General features: G+C 50.1%; 17 protein-coding genes. 10 read left to right on the top strand and 7 right to left on the bottom strand.

Annotated features, from left to right (window positions below; genetic code table 11):
- The first annotated feature begins 278 nt into the window (after positions 1-278).
- The 10 genes from L888_RS0106480 (at position 279) to L888_RS14650 (ending at position 11,045) form a co-directional block, all read left to right on the top strand.
- On the top strand, positions 279-3,704 hold the full coding sequence (locus tag L888_RS0106480; protein ID WP_027952301.1) for a leucine-rich repeat domain-containing protein: 3,426 nt from the start codon (positions 279-281) through the stop codon (positions 3,702-3,704).
- A 15-nt stretch (positions 3,705-3,719) separates the two neighbouring features.
- On the top strand, positions 3,720-3,926 hold the full coding sequence (locus tag L888_RS0106475; protein WP_027952300.1) for a hypothetical protein: 207 nt from the start codon (positions 3,720-3,722) through the stop codon (positions 3,924-3,926).
- Between the two features lie 269 nt (positions 3,927-4,195).
- Positions 4,196-5,446: an MFS transporter gene (locus tag L888_RS0106470; protein WP_027952299.1), complete on the top strand. Its 1,251-nt coding sequence runs from the start codon at positions 4,196-4,198 to the stop codon at positions 5,444-5,446.
- Positions 5,446-6,045, top strand: a complete 600-nt coding sequence (locus L888_RS0106465) for a UvrB/UvrC motif-containing protein (protein ID WP_027952298.1) — start codon at positions 5,446-5,448, stop codon at positions 6,043-6,045. The genes L888_RS0106470 and L888_RS0106465 overlap by 1 nt, the downstream gene beginning before the upstream one ends.
- Entirely contained in the window at positions 6,042-6,767 is a 726-nt protein-coding gene (locus tag L888_RS0106460; RefSeq protein ID WP_027952297.1) for a 16S rRNA (uracil(1498)-N(3))-methyltransferase, read from the top strand. The genes L888_RS0106465 and L888_RS0106460 overlap by 4 nt, the downstream gene beginning before the upstream one ends.
- The gene (locus L888_RS0106455; protein WP_027952296.1) at positions 6,764-8,092 is read left to right on the top strand and encodes a DUF4836 family protein; all 1,329 of its coding nucleotides are present in this window, start codon (positions 6,764-6,766) and stop codon (positions 8,090-8,092) included. The genes L888_RS0106460 and L888_RS0106455 overlap by 4 nt, the downstream gene beginning before the upstream one ends.
- Positions 8,093-8,096: 4 nt before the next feature.
- The gene (locus L888_RS0106450) at positions 8,097-8,741 is read left to right on the top strand and encodes an ATP-binding cassette domain-containing protein (protein WP_027952295.1); all 645 of its coding nucleotides are present in this window, start codon (positions 8,097-8,099) and stop codon (positions 8,739-8,741) included.
- The gene (locus L888_RS0106445; protein WP_027952294.1) at positions 8,738-9,937 is read left to right on the top strand and encodes a cell division FtsX domain-containing protein; all 1,200 of its coding nucleotides are present in this window, start codon (positions 8,738-8,740) and stop codon (positions 9,935-9,937) included. The genes L888_RS0106450 and L888_RS0106445 overlap by 4 nt, the downstream gene beginning before the upstream one ends.
- 35 nt (positions 9,938-9,972) lie before the next feature.
- Complete coding sequence (locus L888_RS0106440) at positions 9,973-10,872, top strand: RluA family pseudouridine synthase (RefSeq protein WP_044248851.1); 900 nt, start codon at positions 9,973-9,975, stop codon at positions 10,870-10,872.
- A 20-nt stretch (positions 10,873-10,892) separates the two neighbouring features.
- Positions 10,893-11,045 carry a hypothetical protein gene (locus L888_RS14650; protein ID WP_005843338.1) on the top strand — a complete coding sequence of 51 codons (153 nt, stop codon included), beginning with the start codon at positions 10,893-10,895 and terminating at the stop codon, positions 11,043-11,045.
- 24 nt (positions 11,046-11,069) lie between these two features.
- Here the strand turns inward: L888_RS14650 and L888_RS0106430 are convergent, their stop codons facing one another.
- The 7 genes from L888_RS0106430 to L888_RS0106400 form a co-directional block, all read right to left on the bottom strand.
- Entirely contained in the window at positions 11,070-12,572 is a 1,503-nt protein-coding gene (locus L888_RS0106430) for a DUF5687 family protein (RefSeq protein WP_027952292.1), read from the bottom strand.
- 34 nt (positions 12,573-12,606) lie between these two features.
- Complete coding sequence (locus L888_RS0106425) at positions 12,607-13,215, bottom strand: LolA-like putative outer membrane lipoprotein chaperone (protein WP_027952291.1); 609 nt, start codon at positions 13,213-13,215, stop codon at positions 12,607-12,609.
- A 56-nt stretch (positions 13,216-13,271) separates the two neighbouring features.
- Positions 13,272-15,740 (bottom strand): FtsK/SpoIIIE family DNA translocase, encoded by a 2,469-nt coding sequence (locus L888_RS0106420; protein WP_027952290.1) that lies wholly within the window; start codon positions 15,738-15,740, stop codon positions 13,272-13,274.
- A gap of 193 nt (positions 15,741-15,933) precedes the next feature.
- Positions 15,934-17,451 (bottom strand): DUF4301 family protein, encoded by a 1,518-nt coding sequence (locus L888_RS0106415; RefSeq protein ID WP_027952289.1) that lies wholly within the window; start codon positions 17,449-17,451, stop codon positions 15,934-15,936.
- Between the two features lie 123 nt (positions 17,452-17,574).
- On the bottom strand, positions 17,575-18,942 hold the full coding sequence (gene tilS / locus L888_RS0106410; RefSeq protein WP_084567347.1) for a tRNA lysidine(34) synthetase TilS: 1,368 nt from the start codon (positions 18,940-18,942) through the stop codon (positions 17,575-17,577).
- A complete protein-coding gene (locus tag L888_RS0106405; RefSeq protein ID WP_027952287.1) occupies positions 18,932-20,113 on the bottom strand; it encodes a class I SAM-dependent rRNA methyltransferase in 1,182 nt (393 codons plus the stop codon). Before L888_RS0106405 ends, tilS begins: the two co-directional genes overlap by 11 nt.
- Positions 20,106-20,921: a 3'-5' exonuclease gene (locus L888_RS0106400; protein ID WP_027952286.1), complete on the bottom strand. Its 816-nt coding sequence runs from the start codon at positions 20,919-20,921 to the stop codon at positions 20,106-20,108. Before L888_RS0106400 ends, L888_RS0106405 begins: the two co-directional genes overlap by 8 nt.
- Positions 20,922-20,929: the final 8 nt, after the last annotated feature.

Below are 20,929 nucleotides of genomic sequence, written 5' to 3'. Positions count from 1 at the left end.
CCCCCGTTGTTATATATTATTAACATGTTTAACATGTTATTAACATCGTTTTTGCTGGAAGACGGAGCTCAATTCAGTTCTAATTAAAAAGGGAAACTTCCTTGCCGTTATGGGAAATTATCAATCCCTTTTGGATAACAACCCTGTCATGGAAATCGGTTACCTTTGTCCCGCCATTCAGAAATATGCCTCCAATCAATGGTTGAAAAACATAATCGGTTCCAAAGATTGGTGTAGACGAAGAGATATTATAGATATAAATACAACTTATTATTAAAATGAAACAAGCAAAACAGCTGTTGTTAAGCCTGTTGTTTGTGGCATTTCCCGCACAACTCCTGGCTTACACATTGAATGAAATCGTAAGGAACGATGGAATTATCTATCAGGTGATAGATGTGGGTGCCAACAAATTGTCTTTCGTAGGCGTAGAAGACAACGTTAGTGGGCCCGTTACCATTCCTGCAACTTGGAGCGACGGCAAGGGCGTTACTTTTACCGTAACCAAAGTAGGAGGCAATGAAACTTTCTATTGCCGTAATATTACTGCGGTGACACTGCCCGAAGGGATCACGGAAATTGCATACTCTTCTTTCAGGTCGGCCTATCTGACGGCATTGAACATTCCGGCTTCGGTGACCAAAATTGCCGACAATGTGTTTTACAGGGTGAACAAAATGCCATGGATTACCGTAGACCCGGGCAACACCAGCTTCTCTGATGATGGGCACGGAGCACTCTACACGAATGACAAGACCGAGCTGTTTGCCGTACCGTCCAATCCTGACAATCTTAGCCCGGACGGAACCTACACGGTAAACACGGCGGTAAAAACCATTCATTCTGCGGTCTTCATCAATACCAATGGAATGAAGAAAATGGTGCTGCCACCCAACCTGCAACATGCAAGAACCACATATCCAAGCTTCTCGCAGACCAACTCTCTGGAGGCCTATGGGATTGCTCCGGGCGGGTTGACCCCTTACACGGTCGACGCGGGTGTGCTGTTCTTGAACCAAGCGCTGGTTCAGTATCCGCGCAACAAGCCCACCAAGGACTACGTCGTTCCCAATGGCATCACCGAAATTACCGGGCGTGCCATTGATATGGCCCAGAAAATGGAGAGCATCGTGATGAACCAGGTCACCAAATTAGGCGAGAACTCCATCAATGCCTGCCCGATTCTGAAGACCGTAACTCTGCCCAAGGATCTTCAAATACCCGGTACGGTGGGTGCCATTTCCAGCTGTGTGCAAATCAAGGAATACAAAACCGCTCCCGGTTGTGTCAACTTTATTGCAGAAGACGGGGTGGTCTACAGCAAGCCCAACAAGGAACTTCTCTACTTCTTTCCACCGGCAAAGCCTATCGCCGACGGAAATTACGCCATCCCCTCTTTCGTAAAAACGGTAGGAGACTTTGCCTTTTCTTCCAACCGCTATATCAAGCATTTAACCATTCCCGGCAATGTGGAAATCATCAAAAAGCAGGCTTTCGGCGGGTTCAGCGAACTGCTTACGGTTACTTTTGAGGAGCCTTCCAGCACTTCTACAATAGGAAGCGGTGCCTTTGGCTGGAATCCCAAGCTCCAGGAAGTGACCCTGCCATCGACATTGACGGAGTTGAACCTTATCTTTACGGATTGTAAGGCTTTGGAAACCATCAATATAGCCGCTAATTCCAAGTTGAAAACCATCAAGAAAGGCGTTCTCCAGACCGTGAGCAATCTGAAACACTTCAACTTCTTGGGCGCATGCGACCTTGAGACTATAGAAGACGGCGCATTCCAAGACCTGAAATTTTTGGAGAGTTTTGCGTTCCCCAAAGGTGTCAAAACCATTGGTACCAATGCTTTCCAACGTTGCGAAAGAATGAAGACGGCCACTTTCGACGACGATGCCGTCATTACAACCATCAAGGCCGGAGCCTTGGCCGACTGTGGTCTGACCGCCATCAGCATCCCCAACAGTGTGAAGACGCTGGAGAAAGAGGCGTTTCGCGGCTGTGCTGCACTGACCGAAGTGAATCTTTCCAAGAATGTGGAGAGCATCAGTTCTGAAACTTTCAAGTATTGTGAAAACCTGACCGACATCAACGTCCACAAGGAGAACACCAAGTATTCAAGCATCGACGGCTACCTGCTGTCCAAGGACAAGCTGACGCTCATCCTCTTCCCGCACGGAAAGGCCAACGGCCACTTCACGCTGCTGCCTCCTTCCATCACCATGATTGGCGACTATGCTTTCTACGAGTGTACGGGCCTGAAGAATGTGGTAATACCCAACAAGGTGGCCTCCATCGGCGAGCGGGCCTTCAGTCTCTGCAAGAATCTGAACACAATTACGTTTCTTTGCGACCTGATGATCGACCCGGCCAACATCAATCAGGAGGACAATAAGCGCAGTTTCGACAACGGTTCGTCCGGAACAACGAACATGCCTGCCAACATCGACATCTATGTGCGCAAGAACCTGCTGGGCAATTACAACGCTTCGACGTTCTATCAGCAGTTCAAGAGCCGCAACACCTCTTTCACAGAGAACCATTTGGAATACATGCCGGTATCGGACAACAGCGTGGATCTACTGGACGTGCGCAGCACAGACAATACTTTCATTGTGCCCGAGACCGTGACACACGCCGGGAAAACCTACAGCGTCAACCTGATTGGCGACTATGCTTTCCAAAATACGACCAATGCCGTGCAAGAGGTTGTGGTGAAAAAGAATGTGGAATACATCGGTGCCAAGGCTTTCAAGACCGATATCAATGCCAACACATCTACGATAAAGAATGTGTTTTTCCTGGCTTCCAATCCTACCAAACAGATGCTGAGCACCACCCGCTTTGAGCTGGACGAGACCAATGAAAACTACAACGAGTTTGCTCCGACAACGAAAATCTACGTCAAGAAGTCGGCCCTGCCCACTTACCAGACGCAGTGGCACAAGCAGGTGTACGATTTAGGCACGCATGGATACCAAGAGAGTCAGTTCAACTTTACCGGCCAGCTTTCCTATCGGATTCCGGGCATCGAGATTACTCACAAGTATGGCAGCTTTGCCCGTGAGTTTGATACTGACCTCAGTGTGTACAAAACCGAGAAAGGAAACGGCGACATGGGCGCATTCGTGGCCAAGGTCGGCGAAGTGAAAGAGGGCCCCGGCGACTACGGAAACGCGACCTACATGGTGAAAATGACGAGTGTGGACATGAATGGCGGCTATACCGGGAGCTACGGTTACGTGCCGGCCTTCACCGGCGTGCTGCTGAAAGTGCTCGACTTGGAAGCCACACCAGCCGACTTCTACTATGCCATCGGCGAGCATGACGACGTAACCTATAACGTGACCAACGACATCATGCACGGCATCACCGTGAACAGTCAGACAGTGGCTGCCTCTATGACCGACCCCATCTACGTGATGTCGAAGAACAGCGGTATCTTCAAGAGGAGAACTTCACCGCTGCCCAACTTCCCCGTTCACAAGGCCTACGCCAAGATTCCGGGCGTGCCGGCAGGTGCCAAGATTCAATTTATCACCGGCGACGAGGAGCTGACGCCGACCGGCATCGAGGTGGCAGACGGTCTGGACACCAAACAAGATGAAGATGCGGCCTGTTACAATCTCTATGGCCAGCGCATCGAAAAGCCCACACGTGGTGTATATATCCATCAGGGCAAAAAGATTATTGTCAAATAACAAGCAGAAACCATTATGATAAGAAAGACATATATGACTCCGATGGCCGAGAAAATCCACCTCGAGGCAGAACAAGTAATGATTACGGCAAGCCCTGGCGTCTCCAATGATGAGTTCGATCCGAACAATGACGAGGTCGGTGCCAAGAGGAATTCGTTCTTCGATATGGAAGACGGAAACGGCTATACGGCCAATCCGCGCTTCTCTGCCTGGGACGATTGACCCACCCCTGTCACCTGCCGCTGTGGATTCAGCGAAGGTGCATGGCGGTAAAAGTCAGGCAGGGGGGCCAAGCCCCAACTGTAGTTCAAATGTGAACACTACATTCGTATTTTAAAAACATGCTCTTGACGAAAGGGGAAATTGCACGGCAACGCAATTTCCCCTTTCCTTATTTTACCATTGCCCCGACCTCAACTTTTTCCTGCAACCGGCATGAAATTCGATTATTTTGTGTAAGTTTGCAGCATGAATTCTAAAAAGAATACTGAATGAATCTGAAAGTGCGTTTGGCCCTGATGAATTTCCTGCAGTTTGCAGTGTGGGGCGCCTACCTGACTTGTATGGGAATCTACTTGGGCAGCATCGGCATGGCCTCCCATATCGGCCCTTTCTTTGCCATGCAGGGCATTGTCTCTATCTTCATGCCGGCCCTGATGGGCATCGTTGCCGATCGGTGGATTCCGGCACAGCGGTTGCTGGGCTTCTGCCACTTAGCGGCAGGTCTGTTTATGTTTGCAGCCGCATGGTATGGACACAGCACGGGAACCAACGCTGCGTTTGGCATTCTGTTTACCCTTTATTCTCTGAGTGTAGCTTTCTATATGCCCACGCTGGCCCTGTCGAACTCGGTGGCTTACAATGCGCTGGTGCAACAGAATATGGACACCGTGAAAGACTTTCCTCCCATTCGCGTGTTTGGCACCGTCGGTTTCATCTGTTCCATGTGGTTTGTAGACCTGATGGGGTACAAGTCGACGGAGATGCAATTCGTGGTGAGTGGCGTGTTAAGCATAGTGCTTTTTCTCTACACGTTCACCTTGCCCGCCTGTCCCATTTCGCACGACGGCGGGAAGAAGAGCCTGGTCGATGCATTGGGACTGCGTGCTTTCACGCTGTTCCGCCAGAAGAAGATGGCCATTTTCTTTGTCTTTTCCATGCTACTGGGCGTGAGTCTACAGATAACCAACGGCTTTGCCACTCCGTTTATTGAGAGCTTTGCCAGCATGCCAGAGTATGCCGACACTTTCGGCGTGAACCATTCGGTGATACTCTATTCCATTTCGCAGGTTAGCGAGACGCTGTGCATCCTGATGATACCTTTCTTTATGAAACGCTATGGCATCAAGAATGTGATGCTGATAGCCATGTTTGCATGGGTGTTGCGCTTTGCACTGCTGGGTGCCGGCAACCCGGGATCGGGTGTATGGATGTTCATTGCCTCCATGATTATCTATGGTGTGGCTTTCGACTTCTTCAACATATCGGGGTCGTTATTTGTAGATAAGGCAGCCGATCCCAAATTGCGCTCGTCGGCCCAAGGCCTGTTCATGCTGATGACCAACGGTCTGGGTGCCACCATCGGGTCGTTTGCCGCCCAAGCCGTGGTGGATGTGAACACCGTGAACAACATCACGGCATGGCAACCCTGCTGGTACACCTTTGCAGCATACGCCTTGGGGGTAGGCTTTTCCTTTGCTCTGGTATTCCGACCCAAGAAAGAGGAGGTGGCAGTCGACTGATGGCAAGGGTTAGACTCATATTCAAAAGCGTCTCCGAGATTGTCGGGTCAAAAGAGCTGGGGCTGCTGGTGCTGACTGACAGTGCCGAACAGCGTCAGGTGGCTGTGCCATGCGACAAACGCATACTGGAGGAGTTCGGCATGCGCCTGGGACATCGGGGGAACACCGACAAGATGTTGCCCGAAGTGTTGCAGAACCTCATCAAGTGGCAAACAGACCTTTCTCTGGAAATTCACATCGACTCCCTGCACGACGGGCGATACCAAGCCGTGCTGAGCAATACCGACACTTTGGAAGAATTGCCGCTCTATGCCACGGATGCCGTCCTGTTGCTGTATCTGAGTCGGGGAGACATACCCGTGCTCATGGACGAGGGATTGTTTGCCCGTCAGAGCACGGTCTACGACCGTGAGTCAACGGGAGTTCCCCTGCCTGTCAACACGATCAACGATGAAATGTTGCAGCGTGCACTCGAAAAAGCCGTGAAAAACGAGAACTACGAGATGGCCTCACACTTGCGCGATGAACTGAATCGCCGAAAGCAGCAACAGGCAAGTCGAAAAAACGACGGGGCCACAGAAGACAAACAACAAGCATGAAAGAAGCCAGATATTTCTATGTGCCTCATGCAGACCAGTCGTCCGAGCTTCCCGCCGACGAGACACATCACGCCGTCCGCGTGCTGAGACTGCAGCGTGGCGACGAGTTCTTTCTGATGGATGGGGCGGGAACCATCTATCGCGCCGAAGTGACGCTGGCTTCGGGCAAGCACTGCATGTATAAAATAGTGGAGGCGCTTCCCCAAAGCAAGACATGGAACGGACACATCCATTTGGCCATCGCGCCCACAAAAATGATGGAACGCATGGAATGGATGATGGAGAAGATAACAGAGATAGGGTTTGACGAAGCCAGTTTTCTGAATTGCAAATTCTCTGAGCGCAAGGAACTCAAACTGCCTCGACTGGAGCGCATCGTGGTGTCGGCTGTGAAACAGAGCCGCAAGCCTTGGATGCCCCAGTTGAATGGATTGATGAGTTTTTCCGATTTCATCCGTCAGCCACGGCAGGGGAAAAAATGGATTGCCCATTGTTATCAGGAAATCGAACGAGAAGACCTCTTTGACCAACTGCAACAAACGGCCCCTAACGAGGCCGTAACCATACTCGTGGGGCCTGAAGGAGACTTCTCGACGGAGGAGGTGAGGCTGGCCATGGAACATGGCTACGAACCCGTGAGCTTGGGCAACAGCAGACTCCGCACCGAGACCGCGGGAATGATGGCTGTGGCCATGAGCCAGATTGCAAAACGTAAATCATGAAAAAAATAGCTTATCTTGTCGTAACCATATTGGCTGCGATGTTTTCTTCGTGTTCGGACAGCGACTATCTGGATGCCATTCCCAGCGAAAGTACTCTCCTCATTTCGATGAATACAGCAAAACTAAGCGGTGCCGGCAGCCAGACGTTGCTGAAAACGTTGCTCCACATCTCGAATCTTGACCATACAGGGATAGATCTTTCGGCCAACCTTTTCTTTTTTGAAGATGCACAGGGAAATCTTGGTCTCTGTGCCAAAATGGAGGATCCCGACAAACTGGGAGGACTCTTGAAGAAAGCCGGGCTGGACATAGTGATAAAAAGAGACTGTCAGTTCGCAGCCCTGCCCAATCAATGGATAATAGGTTATACGGACAAGGCTGCCCTGCTCATGGGACCGGTGCTGGCGGAAGCACGGGAAGAGATGATGGGACAGATGGCCAAGTATCTGAAGGCCGACGAGGAGAATGGCATCCGTCACACACCTATATATAATAAGGTGGACTCTATTAATGCGCCTATGGCCATGGTATGCGAAGCCCGCGCACTGCCCGAACAGTTTGTAGCTCCCTTTACGCTGGGAGCCCCAAAGGATGCAGACCCCTCGCAGGTTTTGATTGCCGCAACGCTGGAGGTGAAAGACGGCTGTCTCTGGATGAGCGGAGAGACCTTTTCTTTCAACAAACGCATTAACGAGGCCCTGCAAAAGGCCACAAAGACTTATCGCCCCATAGAGGGGAAATACATCGGCACGATGTCCGACAAAGATGCCGTGGGTATGTTTCTGAACGTAGACGGCAGACAATTTATTGAGTTGATGCGTCGGAACCGAGGACTGAAGACCATGCTCTCAGGCATCAATTCGGCTATCGACATGGACAATATCATCAAAAGTATTGACGGTGACATGACCATTATCACCCCCTCATTGGGGAGCGACAGCTTCCAACTCATGATGGCGGCCCAGCTGAAACATGCAGATTGGCTGGCAGATGTGGATTACTGGAAGCAGAGCGTCCCCCAAGGTGGCTTCATTGGCGACTGGGGACGTGACTGTTATTATTATCATGGTGACAAGACCAACTACTATTTTGGTGTGACCGACGACAGGCAATATATGAGCGGAGGAAGCAAGGAAGCTGCCTTGCAGAGCATCAGGACGGCAGCTGTCCCGATGGCCCAGACGCTGCAGAATAAGATAAAAGGGCAGAAGTTGGTGATGGTCATCAATCTCACGGCTATGCAAGGAAGCAAGGCACAAGCTGTGACCTCCTTGTTGAAACCTATGTTCGGGCAGCTCAACACCATTGTATATACACTGAAATAGAGAGATGGACAGGATTCATTTACAGAAGGTTATCCCACAAGTATTCTCGCAGCGTGAAGATTTGGTGTCGGAGGTGTGGAACCATAACGTGACTTTTGACAAAGGAAAACTCTATTTGGTCGAGGCTGAATCGGGAAAAGGCAAGAGTACCTTTTGCAGCTATATCCTGGGTTACCGGCGCGATTACAGCGGAACGGTGCTGTTTGATGAGCGCAACACCTCTGACTTCCGCGTACATGACTGGGTGAGAATGCGTCGCACCCACATCAGCTACCTCTTTCAGGAACTGAGATTGTTTCCCGAACTCACGGCGATGGAGAATGTGCAAATCAAGAATAAGCTCACTGGATTCAAAACAGAAGCTCAAATCATGGATTGGTTCGATAGGTTGGGGATAGGTGACAAAGTGGATGCCAAGATAGGACGAATGTCGTTTGGACAGCAGCAACGCGTGGCCCTGATTAGGGCTTTGGTGCAACCTTTCGATTTCATTCTGGCGGATGAGCCCATCTCGCATCTGGACGACAACAACTCACGCATCATGGGAGAAATCATGATGGCAGAGGCCAAAGCGCAAGGAGCGGGGGTCATTGTGACGAGTATTGGCAAGCACATGAACCTGGACTACGAGAAGACATTGAAGTTATGAAACTGGTTTGGAAGTTATTGAGGCAGCATATCAGCATACCGCAGTTGGCCGGATTCTTCTTGGCCAACCTGTTTGGCATGCTCATCGTGTTGCTCGGGTATCAATTTTACAAGGACGTGATGCCAGTGTTCACGGCAGAAGACTCGTTCATGAAGACCGACTATGTAATACTGAGCAAGAAGATTGGTACGGGAAATACCATCTCAGGGCGAACCAACACCTTTTCCGTTTCGGAAGTTGACGAGCTGGAGCAACAACAGTTTGTCGATAAAGTGGGCAAGTTCACCTCCACAGAATACAAGGTGGATGCCCACATGGGGGTGAATGGAACCGATGTGCTCAATTCCGAACTCTTCTTTGAGAGCATCCCAGACGAATTTGTAAAGGCCTCGCCACGTATCTGGCACTATAAGCCGGGGGCCACGGAGGTGCCCATTATCCTGCCCCGCACCTATATAGCCATGTATAACTTCGGGTTCGCCCAAAGCCGTTCGCTGCCCAAAATCAGTGACGGGCTGGTGGGCATGATAGACTTCGACATCTTTGTGCAGGGGAACGGACACAAGGGAAGGTTCAATGGCAAGGTCATTGGCTTCTCCAGCAGACTGAACACTATCCTTGTGCCGCAGGCTTTCATGGACTGGAGCAACGGCTATTTTGCCCCCGACAGCCACTCAGAACCAAGCCGACTTGTGATGCAGATGGCCAATTCTGCCGACGAAACTGTAGCCAAATATATCGACAAAAAAGGCTATGAAGTGGAAGATGACAAGCTGGAAGCCGAGAAAGCCACTTACTTTCTGAAGATGATGGTGTCGATGATCATGGTGGTGGGACTGGTGATTTCGTTGCTGAGCTTCTATATTCTCATGCTGAGCATCTATCTGTTGGTTCAGAAAAACTCTTCCAAACTGGAAAACCTGCTACTTATTGGCTACAGCCCTGGCGAGGTAGCCCGACCCTACCAACTGCTCACTATTGGCCTGAATGGGGGAGTGCTGCTCATGGCCTGGCTGGCACTCTATGCAGTGAGAGACTATTATATGAACATCATCGAGACTCTTTTCCCAGAGATTGACGGCAGCGGCATGACCCCGGCACTGGCACTTGGTATCATCCTTTTTGCGCTGGTGAGCATCTGCAATATCTTTGTCGTTCGTCGTAAGATTGCCCGTATTTGGAAACGGAAAGATTAGGATTACATCCAGACAAGACAGAAAGAAAAAACATGATGAAAGCAAACAACAGCGAACAGGGGCAATACAGCTACTATGTCGTGGATGAAGAATCGCCTCTGCTGGAATGGCTTCTGGCCCATGTGGGTCTCAGCCATTCCAAAGTGAAAGCGACCCTCCAAGGACACGGCATCCGAGTGAATGGGAAATTCATCACACGCCACGACTATCCGCTGAAGCCCGGCATGAAGATTGCCGTAAGCAAGACGAAACGCAACGAGACGCTGAAAAGCCGATATGTGAAGATTGTCTACGAAGACAACTATCTGGTTGTAGTGGAGAAAGCTGTAGGCATTCTCTCGATGGCAGCAGGGCACAGCAGTCTGAATGTCAAAACTGTGCTTGATGGCTACTTCCATCAGACCAATCAGCCCTGTCAGGCTCATGTAGTACATCGGCTGGACCGGGAAACGAGCGGACTCATGATTTATGCCAAGGATAAGAAGACAGAGCTTTCACTCGAAGCTGACTGGCATCGCACCGTCTACGACCGACGTTACGTGGCCGTGCTCTCGGGCAGGATGGAAGACCGTGAAGGAACTATTGCCAGCTGGCTCAAGGACAACAAGGCCTACTTCACTTATAGTAGTCAGGTGGAGAATGGCGGTAAATATGCTGTAACCCATTTCTATGTGCTGGACGAATCGAAAGAATATTCGCTTGTGGAATTCAGACTGGAGACAGGAAGGAAGAACCAAATCCGCGTACATGCTGCTGAGATGGGACATCCAGTATGTGGCGATATGAAATACGGCAATGGCGACGATCCGATTGGCCGGCTCTGTCTGCATGCCTATACGTTGTGCTTCTATCATCCCGTGACACACGAATCCATGGAGTTTCAGACCCGAATCCCCCAAAACTTCCAGCAACTCTTCCTACACACGAACAAGTAAAAGACGCTTCCTAAAAGAATATGGACTCTAACTTCAGCTATTATCTCTCTGCACTCATTGCCATCATCATAGGCATCGTTATTATTAAAAAGGTGACGAGCTGTCTGTTCAGATTGGTGTGCACGGCCATCATCATTGCTATACTGGTCTGGATATACTTTGCGTTGACCTGATTCGAAGTCTGAGTGTGGGCCTTTCTACTTGCGAAAGGACTCCAAATTGGCATATCGACGCAACATCATTCGCCGATAGATGCTGCGAAGCCACCACCGATGGGTAGAAATAAAGCCCAGGCCAATAGCCATCATGACTAACCAGGCGTAGACTGGACTCACCACTAACTCCAACACGCTGATGATGACCATGGGCACCAAGAAAGCGAGAATTTCGCCAACAATCTGAATGTAATTGGTCTCGATGCCGCCCTTGCCCACAAAGTTTTCGTTCATGGGAATGCTCTTGTTGTTGTAGACAGCAGCCTGCATGAGCAAGCAATATTGGAAGCCTGCAGTGAAAGCTGCGTAGGACAGCAGCATCAGAATGCTCCATTTGCCTACAAATACCATGGGGAGCATAAGCACAAAGGGCAACAGAAGCAATGAGCAGAAAAAGTAATACTTGGCTGTCAGCAATTTGAGAAGCTCTTCATGATGTATCATGAGCAAGTCCATATAGTTGCCTTCGTAGCCCATAATCTTAATCAACAGGACTACTCCGAAAATTGCAAAATTGTAGAAACACCAGAAATTAGTCATGGTAGCAGTGTCGTAGACATCTGTCAGGACAATAATGAAGCTGATGAAAATAACCACGGCAGTCGCTATCAGAAAACTCTTTCTCGGATTTCTGTTGCGCAGCAAAGACTTGATTTCAATCTTAATATATTCTCCCAATACATCAAAATGCTCCAAAAAAGAAAAGCGACTGACGTGCTTGAGTGTAGAAGTCTGCTGACGCCCCAATTCTTTCCAGACCTGCTGATACTGCAATCGACGGTTTATCATGAACAGGGTGGTCAGCAAGGCCAAAACAACGACGTGGGGAATGATATTTCCGTGCTCCAATCCTGTTCCGGTATGGGCATAGAATCTAAAAAAGGAGGCCCAGTTGCCCAGAAGAAGAGGGAGGGCGACAAGGGCGGTGACACCCATAGGCAGCAACCACCATAACGGATGAGAGATAATCAACGTGCGTGCAATGGAATACCATTGGCTGTCTGCCAGAAACAGCAGATAATAAAGAAGCAACAGAGACAAAGCCGGAAACGGCCCATAGCCAAAGATTACAGACATGAGACAGAAAGGAACCAACAGGACAAACCAAAGCAGATTGCCCCAACTCAAGAGGGAATTAATCAGAAACGTGTCTATGCAGACGAAGCGTGGAATGGGCAACAGGATGTAGGGGCGGATGAGCTGAACCGGTGTATGCTGAACTACGAAGCGCCCCCAAAAGTCAAGCATGATGATAATGGGGGAGGCTCCCATGATAAACTCGACAGCTGTATATCTGCTGGATGCGTTGGCCCCAAGAGACAGCATGACGGCAAACATCAGCAGGTAGAGCACCATGAATGTCATCATAAAGCCTAACAACCATTTGGCAGTCTTGTTTGACTCGAAGATAGCATCACGACGCTCGGAGATCCGACGATGGTGACGCAGTATGCAGAAGAGCTGATAGAAAGATAAATGGGACATGGTGACGGGTTGATGTGGGAAACTGGACGGAGGCTTATCTCAGGTCGATGACTTCGGCCGAGGGGAAGTCCTTGGCCTTGAATACAAACAGTTCATTGGACAGTTTGCCGGTGCGGAAGTTGGAGATGGATATAGTCATCCATTTCTGCCCCTCGCGCATCTTGATGGTGCTTGGCTTATAGCTACGACTGTCGATAGTCAGAAAAACTTCCTGCACCGAGCGTTGTTTGTTTTGAGCCACCATGTGAACCTGATAGTTTGTACCCTTTTGGGTCATGCTGAGTGCATAGCCATTCTTATACATCGTGATGAACGTGTAGGGATTCATGCGCATGCGCTGGGCCTCGGTTGGCGTGGTGACATTTACCTCATTGGTAGACTTGAGATAGGTCCACTGTGTCTTTCCATTATACCAGACCGTAGCGTCACCGGTATGGGCGTAAAACTTATTGCCCTTGATGGAAATGGTACCAGAGGCAGAACTTATTTTGGTACCCGAAATGCTGAAATTGGCCGTGGCACCGCCGCGGTTGCCCACAAAGGATGCCGTTTTGTCCAACACCTTTCGCGCCTCTTCTGCCCGCTGGGCAAACGTGCTCAGTGTTATGAAAGACAACAAAATCAATAAATATGTTTTCTTCATATCATCATCTTTTTAAAAGAATGTATTATAGATTGTGAAACAGTTCTCAAGCGTATTTAGTTACCATGAATCTGATTCAGCAGCACATTCAGGCTGTTCTCATCAGTAATAAGCACTTCGCGTGGCTTGGAGCCTTGGGCGGCTCCCACGATACCGGCGCTCGCCAACTGGTCCATGAGGCGGCCGGCACGATTGTAGCCAATGGAAAAACGCCGCTGGATCATGCTGGTAGAGCCCTGCTGAGAGATAACGATGGCGTGGGCAGCTTCATCGAAGAACGGGTCGAGGCTCTTGGAATCGGTACCTCCGGCGGCTCCTCCCATCCCGCCATTATTGTCGTCGGGTTCGGGCAACTCCATAGAATCGACAGGGCCCGGCTGCCCGGCTATGTAGTCGTTCACAGCCTCAATCTCCGGTGTGTCGATAAAAGCACACTGGACGCGCACCGGCTCTCCACCCGCCAGGAACAACATGTCGCCACGACCCACCAACTGGTCGGCCCCCGTACAATCGAGAATGGTACGAGAGTCTATCTGCGAAGTAACGCGGAAAGCCATGCGACCAGGGAAATTGGCCTTGATGTTGCCCGTGATAATCTTGGTGGTGGGACGCTGGGTGGCAATAATCATGTGGATGCCCACGGCACGGGCCAGCTGGGCAATGCGCTGAATGGGAAGTTCAATCTCCTTGCCGGCTGTCATGATGAGGTCGCCAAACTCATCAATAATCACCACGATATAAGGCATATAGTCGTGCCCGTCTGTCAGTCGGAGGTGATGATGAATGTATTTGTCGTTGTATTCGTCTATTTTCTTAACCTGAGCCTTTTTCAGCAAGTCATAACGATGATCCATCAGTTTACAAAGAGAATTCAGCGTGCGCACCACCTTTTGCACATCTGTGATGATGGGCTCTTCCTCGTTCTCGGGCAAGGCCGCCATATAGTGAGGCGTGATCTTATTATAGATGCTGAACTCCACTTTCTTGGGGTCGACCAATACAAACTTGAGCTCGTTGGGATGCTTTTTGTAAAGCAAGGAAGAGATGATGGCATTGAGAGCTACAGACTTGCCCTGGCCCGTGGCACCGGCTACAAGCAGGTGTGGAATCTTTGCCAGGTCGACCATGAACACCTCATTGGTAATGGTCTTGCCCAAAGCCATGGGAAGGGACATCTTGGTGGTCTGGAACTTTTTGGTGTTGAGCACACTCTCCATTGACACAATCTGCGGATTCTTGTTCGGCACTTCAATGCCAATGGTTCCCTTTCCCGGAATCGGCGCTATAATACGAATGCCCAAGGCCGAAAGGCTTAAGGCTATATCTGCCTCAAGTCCGCGAATCTTGCTGATGCGGACACCCTCGGCCGGCGTTATCTCGTAAAGGGTGATGGTGGGGCCAACCGTAGCATTGATTTTGCTAATCTTGACTCCAAAGCTGTTGAGTACCTCTACAATGCGTGCGTTATTGGCCTTGATTTCATCCATGTCAATGACTGGTTTGTTGTTGTATTTCTTCAACAACTCGCAGGTAGGAAACTTATATTTGGTGAAAGGTTCCCAAGGATTGATAGGGGTATCCAGACGGTCATCGCCCGCAAGAACCTTGCCTGCCGCCAAATCTTCAGAGTGAACAGCATCGACCACAAGTTGATTCTCTGGCTCGGAGGAGGAATGCCCTGCATTGGCAGCAGCCGGATCAAGTGAAGCGACATTGGCAGCCGGTTCCTTGTGGGCTTGGGCCATGTCGGTGAGATCGACCACTGTGGGAGATACTTCGGCGTCAGACTGAGCGTCTCCCTCCTGTTCGCCGTCATCTTGCACCTCAAATATATCGTCTGCAGACTGATGCTCCTCGGTATGCTCGTGGTTGGTGACAGTCAGTTTCACCTTATCCGTAATATACCTTACGGGGTTTATGGCCTTGCGAATCACTTCTATTGTCTCCGCACTCAAATAGGTCAGGAATGCAAGTGCCACGATAAGCAATACCGCTGTGAGGCCCGGAGGTCCTATCAGATTCTCCAGCTTCTGAACGCAAAAAAGCCCGTGATTGCCACCTGGATTGTAAACTTGGTTGCTCATGAAAGGGGTTACGAATTTGGCAAAAGTTACAGATGTCCATACCATAACCAAAGCCATGCCGAAGAACCACTTCAGCAGATTCACCCGATATGCCCGCATCAGCTGAAGCGAGACCAGCAGCAAGAAAGCCGGAATGAGAAACGAGGGCAGACCAAAATTGGCAGTAATCAGAAAATAAGACAGCAAGGCACCAAGTGAACCGCAATAATTGGTAAACTCATGATTCGTATTAGTCCATTCGCCCGGGCGCATTCCCTCGAGCATGCTTTGGTCAGCCTGCCCCGTTGAGAGATAGGACACCATGGCAATAACCATGTAAATGGCAAATGCCATTAGAAGAAGTCCTAAAAAGAAGTCTGTGGTCTCGTTGCCCCATATATTCCGTATGCCGATGGCTTCGCCAAAATTCTTTGTCCTACGCCCGCTTTTCTTTCTTGCCATTCTCAATTTTAAACTACTGATTCTCCTTGCAAAATTAATGGATTTTCGTCGAATCGCAAAACAAAATCAGGCATAGTTTATTGAAAATTGGCATGTGATGGGATTTGCCTTGCCCATCAACTGTAAGCACATGTCCCCGCCACCTCGGATGAAGCGACGGGGACATGCACAAATGGATTGTAAAAGCTGGTGGTTACTGATGCGTATCACGCAGCAAATCGTTGACGGTCTTGACAGGATTGAACGTGGTAAGAGGTACCTCCACAAAGATGGTATTCCAATCGCTCATGGCCCCGTTCCACAAGCCTGGCAGCTCCAATGCTTTCAGTTCGCGGCCGTTCTTGCTCTTTGAACTGATAAAGCCGGTAAGCTCATCCACATAGTCGGGCAAATGGAAATGCTCTCCCTGATAGTTCCTTACAGCACATACCAAGTCTACAGGATTGAAATGAGTGCCATGTGCAAACATTTCCATGTATTCATGATTAGTCTTGTCTATCTGGCTGCTCTCCAGAATCTGTGGACTCACACTGCCATCCGGATTGTATGCCATGAAAGGACCGCCGCCTGGTTCGCCCACATTCTTCACCACGCCACATACGCGCATGGGGCGATTTAACTTTTTACGCAGGTAGACTACGAGTTCTGCATCTTCCAGGTCCTTGAGCTCCACATGCCGGCAACACAGCTCGCGCTGGACAAAACGAATGATTTCTTCGAGCTTGGCATGGTTGTAGGCCCCACTGTCAAGCACGTGCAAATACTCAAACACCTGTTGTTGCAGCTGCACCAACACCCCTGCAATGATTTGCTTCCACCTCACGGTGTCGCCTTTGATTCTGTCGGGCACCACGTTGTCGATGTTCTTCACGAAGATGATGTCAGCGTCTATGTCGTTAAGATTCTCTATCAACGCGCCGTGGCCTCCCGGGCGGAACAGCAACGTTCCGTTTTCATTGCGGAATGGTGTGTTGTCTGGATTGGCGGCAATGGTATCTGTACTCGGCTTCTGCTCTGAGAAAGAGATTTGATAATGAATGCCAAACTTCTTTTCGTATGCGCCTTGCTTCTCTGCGACCTGTTGCTTAAAGAGGGGCAGATGGTCGTGAGAAACCGTGAAGTGAACACAGGCCTCGCCTTGGGATTCTGCATAGAGGGCTGCCTCCACCAGATGCTCCTCCATCGGTGTACGCGCCCCATCTTCATATTGATGGAACAGAAGCATACCTTTAGGCAACTGTCCATAATTGAGTCCCTCGGGGTTCAACATGTTGGCGACAACCGTCTTAAATTGGCCGGAAGCGATGAGCTGGTCTATCGTCTTGCCATTGTTGGCCACGCATTGGGCATCCAGGGCCTCGTAAAAAGCAAACTGATGAATGTCTTGGAAAAACTTTTTCTCAAAGTCGGTTGTCGGTGTATCATAATCGGAGCCAAGGAAAGCAAACATGTCCTTGAACATTCGGCTGGCAGCTCCGGAGGCTGGTACAAACTTGACCACCTTGTGCCCTTCGGCCTTGTAAGCCTCCCATGCTTTGACGGCATGCTGACAGGCTTGCTCGTCAGGGGCTACAACGCCTTTACCCACAGAGGCAGGGGCCTCTATCCGAAGGAAAGGAAATCCAGTGGCAAACTGCTCCAACTGATGCTCAACCTGGGCCATGGTCATTCCACGCCCCTCAATCTGTTTTCTGTCTGCGTCTGTAAACATAGATGTTGAGATTAAATAGATGAATTGATGATTGACTCAACAAAAATAAAGAATATTTCGCAAACGGTGCCATACTGTGGCTTAAATTATGCGAAAAACAGCAGAATCTTTCAGATACGGGCCTCAACGGGAGATCATCAGGGCACGTTGAGACCGCCCTGGCACAATGGCGAAGCGATTGTCTATGCGCAGACCTACAACCCAGATGATGTTTCCCTGTGCGTCTGTCAGCACCAATTGATGACGCCGTGCCGGGAAAGGAATCTTCCTGTCCTTGAGGAAATCACAGACCAACTTGGTTCCTCGCATGCCGAAAGGGCTGAAACGGTCGCCCGTTTGCACCGTGCGCAACGTTAAAGGAAACCGTATTCGCGCCGCGTCTACGGCTGCAACGTCCGGCGATTTACGGATGATGAAATCTGGTGTTACGTCTTCCACGCAAAGCCGGAATCTGGTTTCACTCTCTCCCTTAGTGCCGCCGGGATAAACATAAACGCCTGTTTCGGGAATGACAAGCATGGGGGGCAGGGTCTCCCACGATTCCCTGTCCAGTATATAAAGTTGTCCTTGATGGATCAAAACAACCGTTGTTGCCGACTTCCACGTGCCATGCTCAAGTCCGTGACGAGCGATTTCATCGATCTGGGTTGGGTTAAACCCACGGCCGTGCAGCAAATGCCACAGCACATAGTGTGGGGCGGGGTAGGAGGCCAAACGCCTTAAATCATAGCCGTCACCGTCCAATCGAATCGCCTTGAGAACATCCGATACGGCATGATCTACGATGGCCGCCGCCTCTTGCAGGTGCTCGGACATGTGCAGGATATGCTCTCTGGCCGATGAGTTTATCTCTTCGAGCAAGGGAAGAACACGAAGACGTAACTTGTTGCGCTTCACGTTGTCTTCCAGATTTGTGCTGTCTGTCACATACGATTGGGAGAGCCCTGTAAGATAGTCGAGGATTTGCTGGCGCGACACCGACAGCAATGGCCGGACGACGGTTCCGTTACGCGGCTTCATTCCCTGTAACCCGGCAAGCCCGGTGCCTCGTAAAAGATGCAAGAGAATGGTCTCCACTTGGTCGTCGCTATGGTGGGCCACGCACACGGCATTGGCTTGAATGTCCTGCCGCAACTGTTCAAAATAGCGATACCTCAAGTTGCGGGCAGCCATCTCAACGGATACTCCGTGTGCCTGGGCATAGACTTCTGTCTCGAAATGAACCCGGTGCAAACCTACATGCAGACTTTCACACAATGCCACGCAGAAAGCTTCGTCTCGATTGCTCTCCGTTCCACGAAGATGAAAATTGCAATGAGCGGCTTCCACCCGATACCCCAATGCCAGGAGAACTCGCAGCAACGCAACGCTGTCCGCCCCGCCGGAGAGTGCAACGACGTAAAAACCGTCATGACGCAGCAAGTCATGACGGCGAATATAGCTTTCGATGGAATCGGAGAAAATCATCGTGAAACGATTTTTATTCCACATACAACACCAATCCTTTGAGATATTCTCCCTCTGGATGGTAGATGTTGATGGGATGGTCGGCAGGTTGGTGAAGCTGGTGCAGGATGCGGACCTTTCTTCCTGCCTGGGCAGCCGCGGTGAAGACAGCATTGCGGAAATTGTCTTTCGTCACCACTTGCGAACAACTGAAAGTAAAGAGAATGCCTCCGCGCTTAATCCGTTCCATTCCCTTAACATTCAAACGCGTATATCCTTTCAAAGCATTATGCAGGGCACCACGGTGCTTGGCAAATGCCGGCGGGTCGAGAACAATCAAGTCATACTTGTCGTTATTGGCATCAAGATACTTGAACGCATCGTCACAGAATGCCTCATGACGTCCGTCTCCGGGGAAATTCAAGCCAACATTACGATTGGTGAGCTCGATGGCCTTGGCACTGCTGTCCACGGAATTCACCAGTTGTGCCCCTCCACGCATGGCGTAAACCGAAAAGCCACCCGTGTAACAGAACATGTTGAGCACCCGTTTGTCTCGGGAATACGATTCCAGCAGCGCCCGGTTTTCCCTTTGGTCGATAAAGAAGCCGGTCTTCTGCCCCCGCAACCAGTCCACATGGAATCTGAGACCATTCTCCACTGCCGTGTTGTCCTCGGTGGAACCGAAGATAAAACCGTCTTCTTGATTGAGCTGGGCTTTATAGGGAAGCGTTGTCTCACTCTTGTAATAGACATGCTGAATACGAGGGCCCATCACCTTGAGCAGGGCTTCGCAAATCTGCTTGCGGCACAGGTGCATGCCCACACTGTGGGCCTGCATCACGGCCGTAGTGCCGTAACAGTCGATTACCAGCCCCGGAAGCAGGTCGCCCTCGCCATGTACCAACCGATAAGTGTTGTTCTGCGGATTGTCTGCAATACCTATGCGCTGACGCATAAGCAAGGCGGAAGACAGGCGGCTTGTCCAAAAATCCTCATCAATCACGACATCGCGGAAAGAGAGCACCCGAACCGTAATACTGCCAATTTGGTAATGGCCGACGGCGATGAAATCGCCGTCGGCAGTGGATACTCTTACAATTTCACCTTCTTCGATGCCCTCGTCTGCTCGCAAAATGGCTCCGGAGAACACCCAAGGGTGAAAACGCAATAAAGATTCTTCCTTTCCTCGTTTTAGATAAATGATTTTATACATGAGTATCCTTGTTTTCTTGGTTTGATAATTCTGCTTTCTTCCTTGCAGTCTTTTTGTTTGTTTTTGCAGCCGAATTGACTTTCTTCCGACTTTTTACCCTTGGCTTTCGCGCTGTTTTCTTGGATTGATGAACCTCCGCCTTATCCTTGCCTGTTGCTCTTGCCCTTGCCTTGGGCGTAGCAGACTCCGGCTCTGGTACGACAACGAGTTCGTAATCATGTGTTTTCTCAAGCCTGACGATCTCCTCATACAGATGGATACATGCCCAGGCGTCAATGGCTGCATACTGCTTCTGCCTTTCATCGAGTATGGGAGCCTCCCAGTTGGACAATCGTTGCCGCTTGGATATTTTCCGCCCAAAGAAGTTGGCATAGAGTTTCTGCAAGCTCAGATCTTCGATTCCCATCTGTGGCACCATGTCTTGAAGGTCTATGAACAAGCCTGGTGCAAAAGGCTCTTTTGCCTGAAGCCCTCTTAGGTCATCATGCCATGACAGGCCCACTTTCTTGACACTGGTGTCTTCCAGCAAGCGTTTGATGGCGGGGGTGATACCCGTAAGATTGAGTCTGAAGAGGAAACAGGTGGTACGATTAGACACCTGCAACAAGCCCACTTGATGTTGTTCTCCACGATGAAAGGCAGGTTTTGTTTCCGTATCTACACCAAGAATATCGCTCGAAAGCAGATAGTTCACAGCCTTTTCCGTCTCTCCGGGAGAGATGATGGAGATGATGCGTCCGGGAAAAGAGACTTGTGGCAATGCGGTAATCTCTTTCTTGTCAAACTTGCTATATAGCGTTTTCTTCATGATTCTCT

The organism is Hallella seregens ATCC 51272 (assembly GCF_000518545.1).
GTDB classification, from domain to species: Bacteria; Bacteroidota; Bacteroidia; order Bacteroidales; family Bacteroidaceae; genus Prevotella; species Prevotella seregens.
This window is presented reverse-complemented; position numbering and strand designations above follow the sequence as displayed.

What these genes read in the sequence shown, in the direction of transcription:
- L888_RS0106415 (WP_027952289.1), bottom strand. Translation starts at nt 17,451, where the DNA reads ATGTTTACAGACGCAGACAGAAAACAGATTGAGGGGCGTGGAATGACC.
- L888_RS0106450 (WP_027952295.1), top strand. Translation starts at nt 8,097, where the DNA reads ATGGACAGGATTCATTTACAGAAGGTTATCCCACAAGTATTCTCGCAG.
- L888_RS0106420 (WP_027952290.1), bottom strand. Translation starts at nt 15,740, where the DNA reads ATGGCAAGAAAGAAAAGCGGGCGTAGGACAAAGAATTTTGGCGAAGCC.
- L888_RS14650 (WP_005843338.1), top strand. Translation starts at nt 10,893, where the DNA reads ATGGACTCTAACTTCAGCTATTATCTCTCTGCACTCATTGCCATCATC.
- L888_RS0106480 (WP_027952301.1), top strand. Translation starts at nt 279, where the DNA reads ATGAAACAAGCAAAACAGCTGTTGTTAAGCCTGTTGTTTGTGGCATTT.
- L888_RS0106440 (WP_044248851.1), top strand. Translation starts at nt 9,973, where the DNA reads ATGAAAGCAAACAACAGCGAACAGGGGCAATACAGCTACTATGTCGTG.
- L888_RS0106405 (WP_027952287.1), bottom strand. Translation starts at nt 20,113, where the DNA reads ATGTATAAAATCATTTATCTAAAACGAGGAAAGGAAGAATCTTTATTG.
- L888_RS0106465 (WP_027952298.1), top strand. Translation starts at nt 5,446, where the DNA reads ATGGCAAGGGTTAGACTCATATTCAAAAGCGTCTCCGAGATTGTCGGG.
- L888_RS0106445 (WP_027952294.1), top strand. Translation starts at nt 8,738, where the DNA reads ATGAAACTGGTTTGGAAGTTATTGAGGCAGCATATCAGCATACCGCAG.
- L888_RS0106455 (WP_027952296.1), top strand. Translation starts at nt 6,764, where the DNA reads ATGAAAAAAATAGCTTATCTTGTCGTAACCATATTGGCTGCGATGTTT.
- L888_RS0106475 (WP_027952300.1), top strand. Translation starts at nt 3,720, where the DNA reads ATGATAAGAAAGACATATATGACTCCGATGGCCGAGAAAATCCACCTC.
- L888_RS0106430 (WP_027952292.1), bottom strand. Translation starts at nt 12,572, where the DNA reads ATGTCCCATTTATCTTTCTATCAGCTCTTCTGCATACTGCGTCACCAT.
- L888_RS0106470 (WP_027952299.1), top strand. Translation starts at nt 4,196, where the DNA reads ATGAATCTGAAAGTGCGTTTGGCCCTGATGAATTTCCTGCAGTTTGCA.
- L888_RS0106460 (WP_027952297.1), top strand. Translation starts at nt 6,042, where the DNA reads ATGAAAGAAGCCAGATATTTCTATGTGCCTCATGCAGACCAGTCGTCC.
- L888_RS0106425 (WP_027952291.1), bottom strand. Translation starts at nt 13,215, where the DNA reads ATGAAGAAAACATATTTATTGATTTTGTTGTCTTTCATAACACTGAGC.
- L888_RS0106400 (WP_027952286.1), bottom strand. Translation starts at nt 20,921, where the DNA reads ATGAAGAAAACGCTATATAGCAAGTTTGACAAGAAAGAGATTACCGCA.
- tilS (WP_084567347.1), bottom strand. Translation starts at nt 18,942, where the DNA reads ATGTGGAATAAAAATCGTTTCACGATGATTTTCTCCGATTCCATCGAA.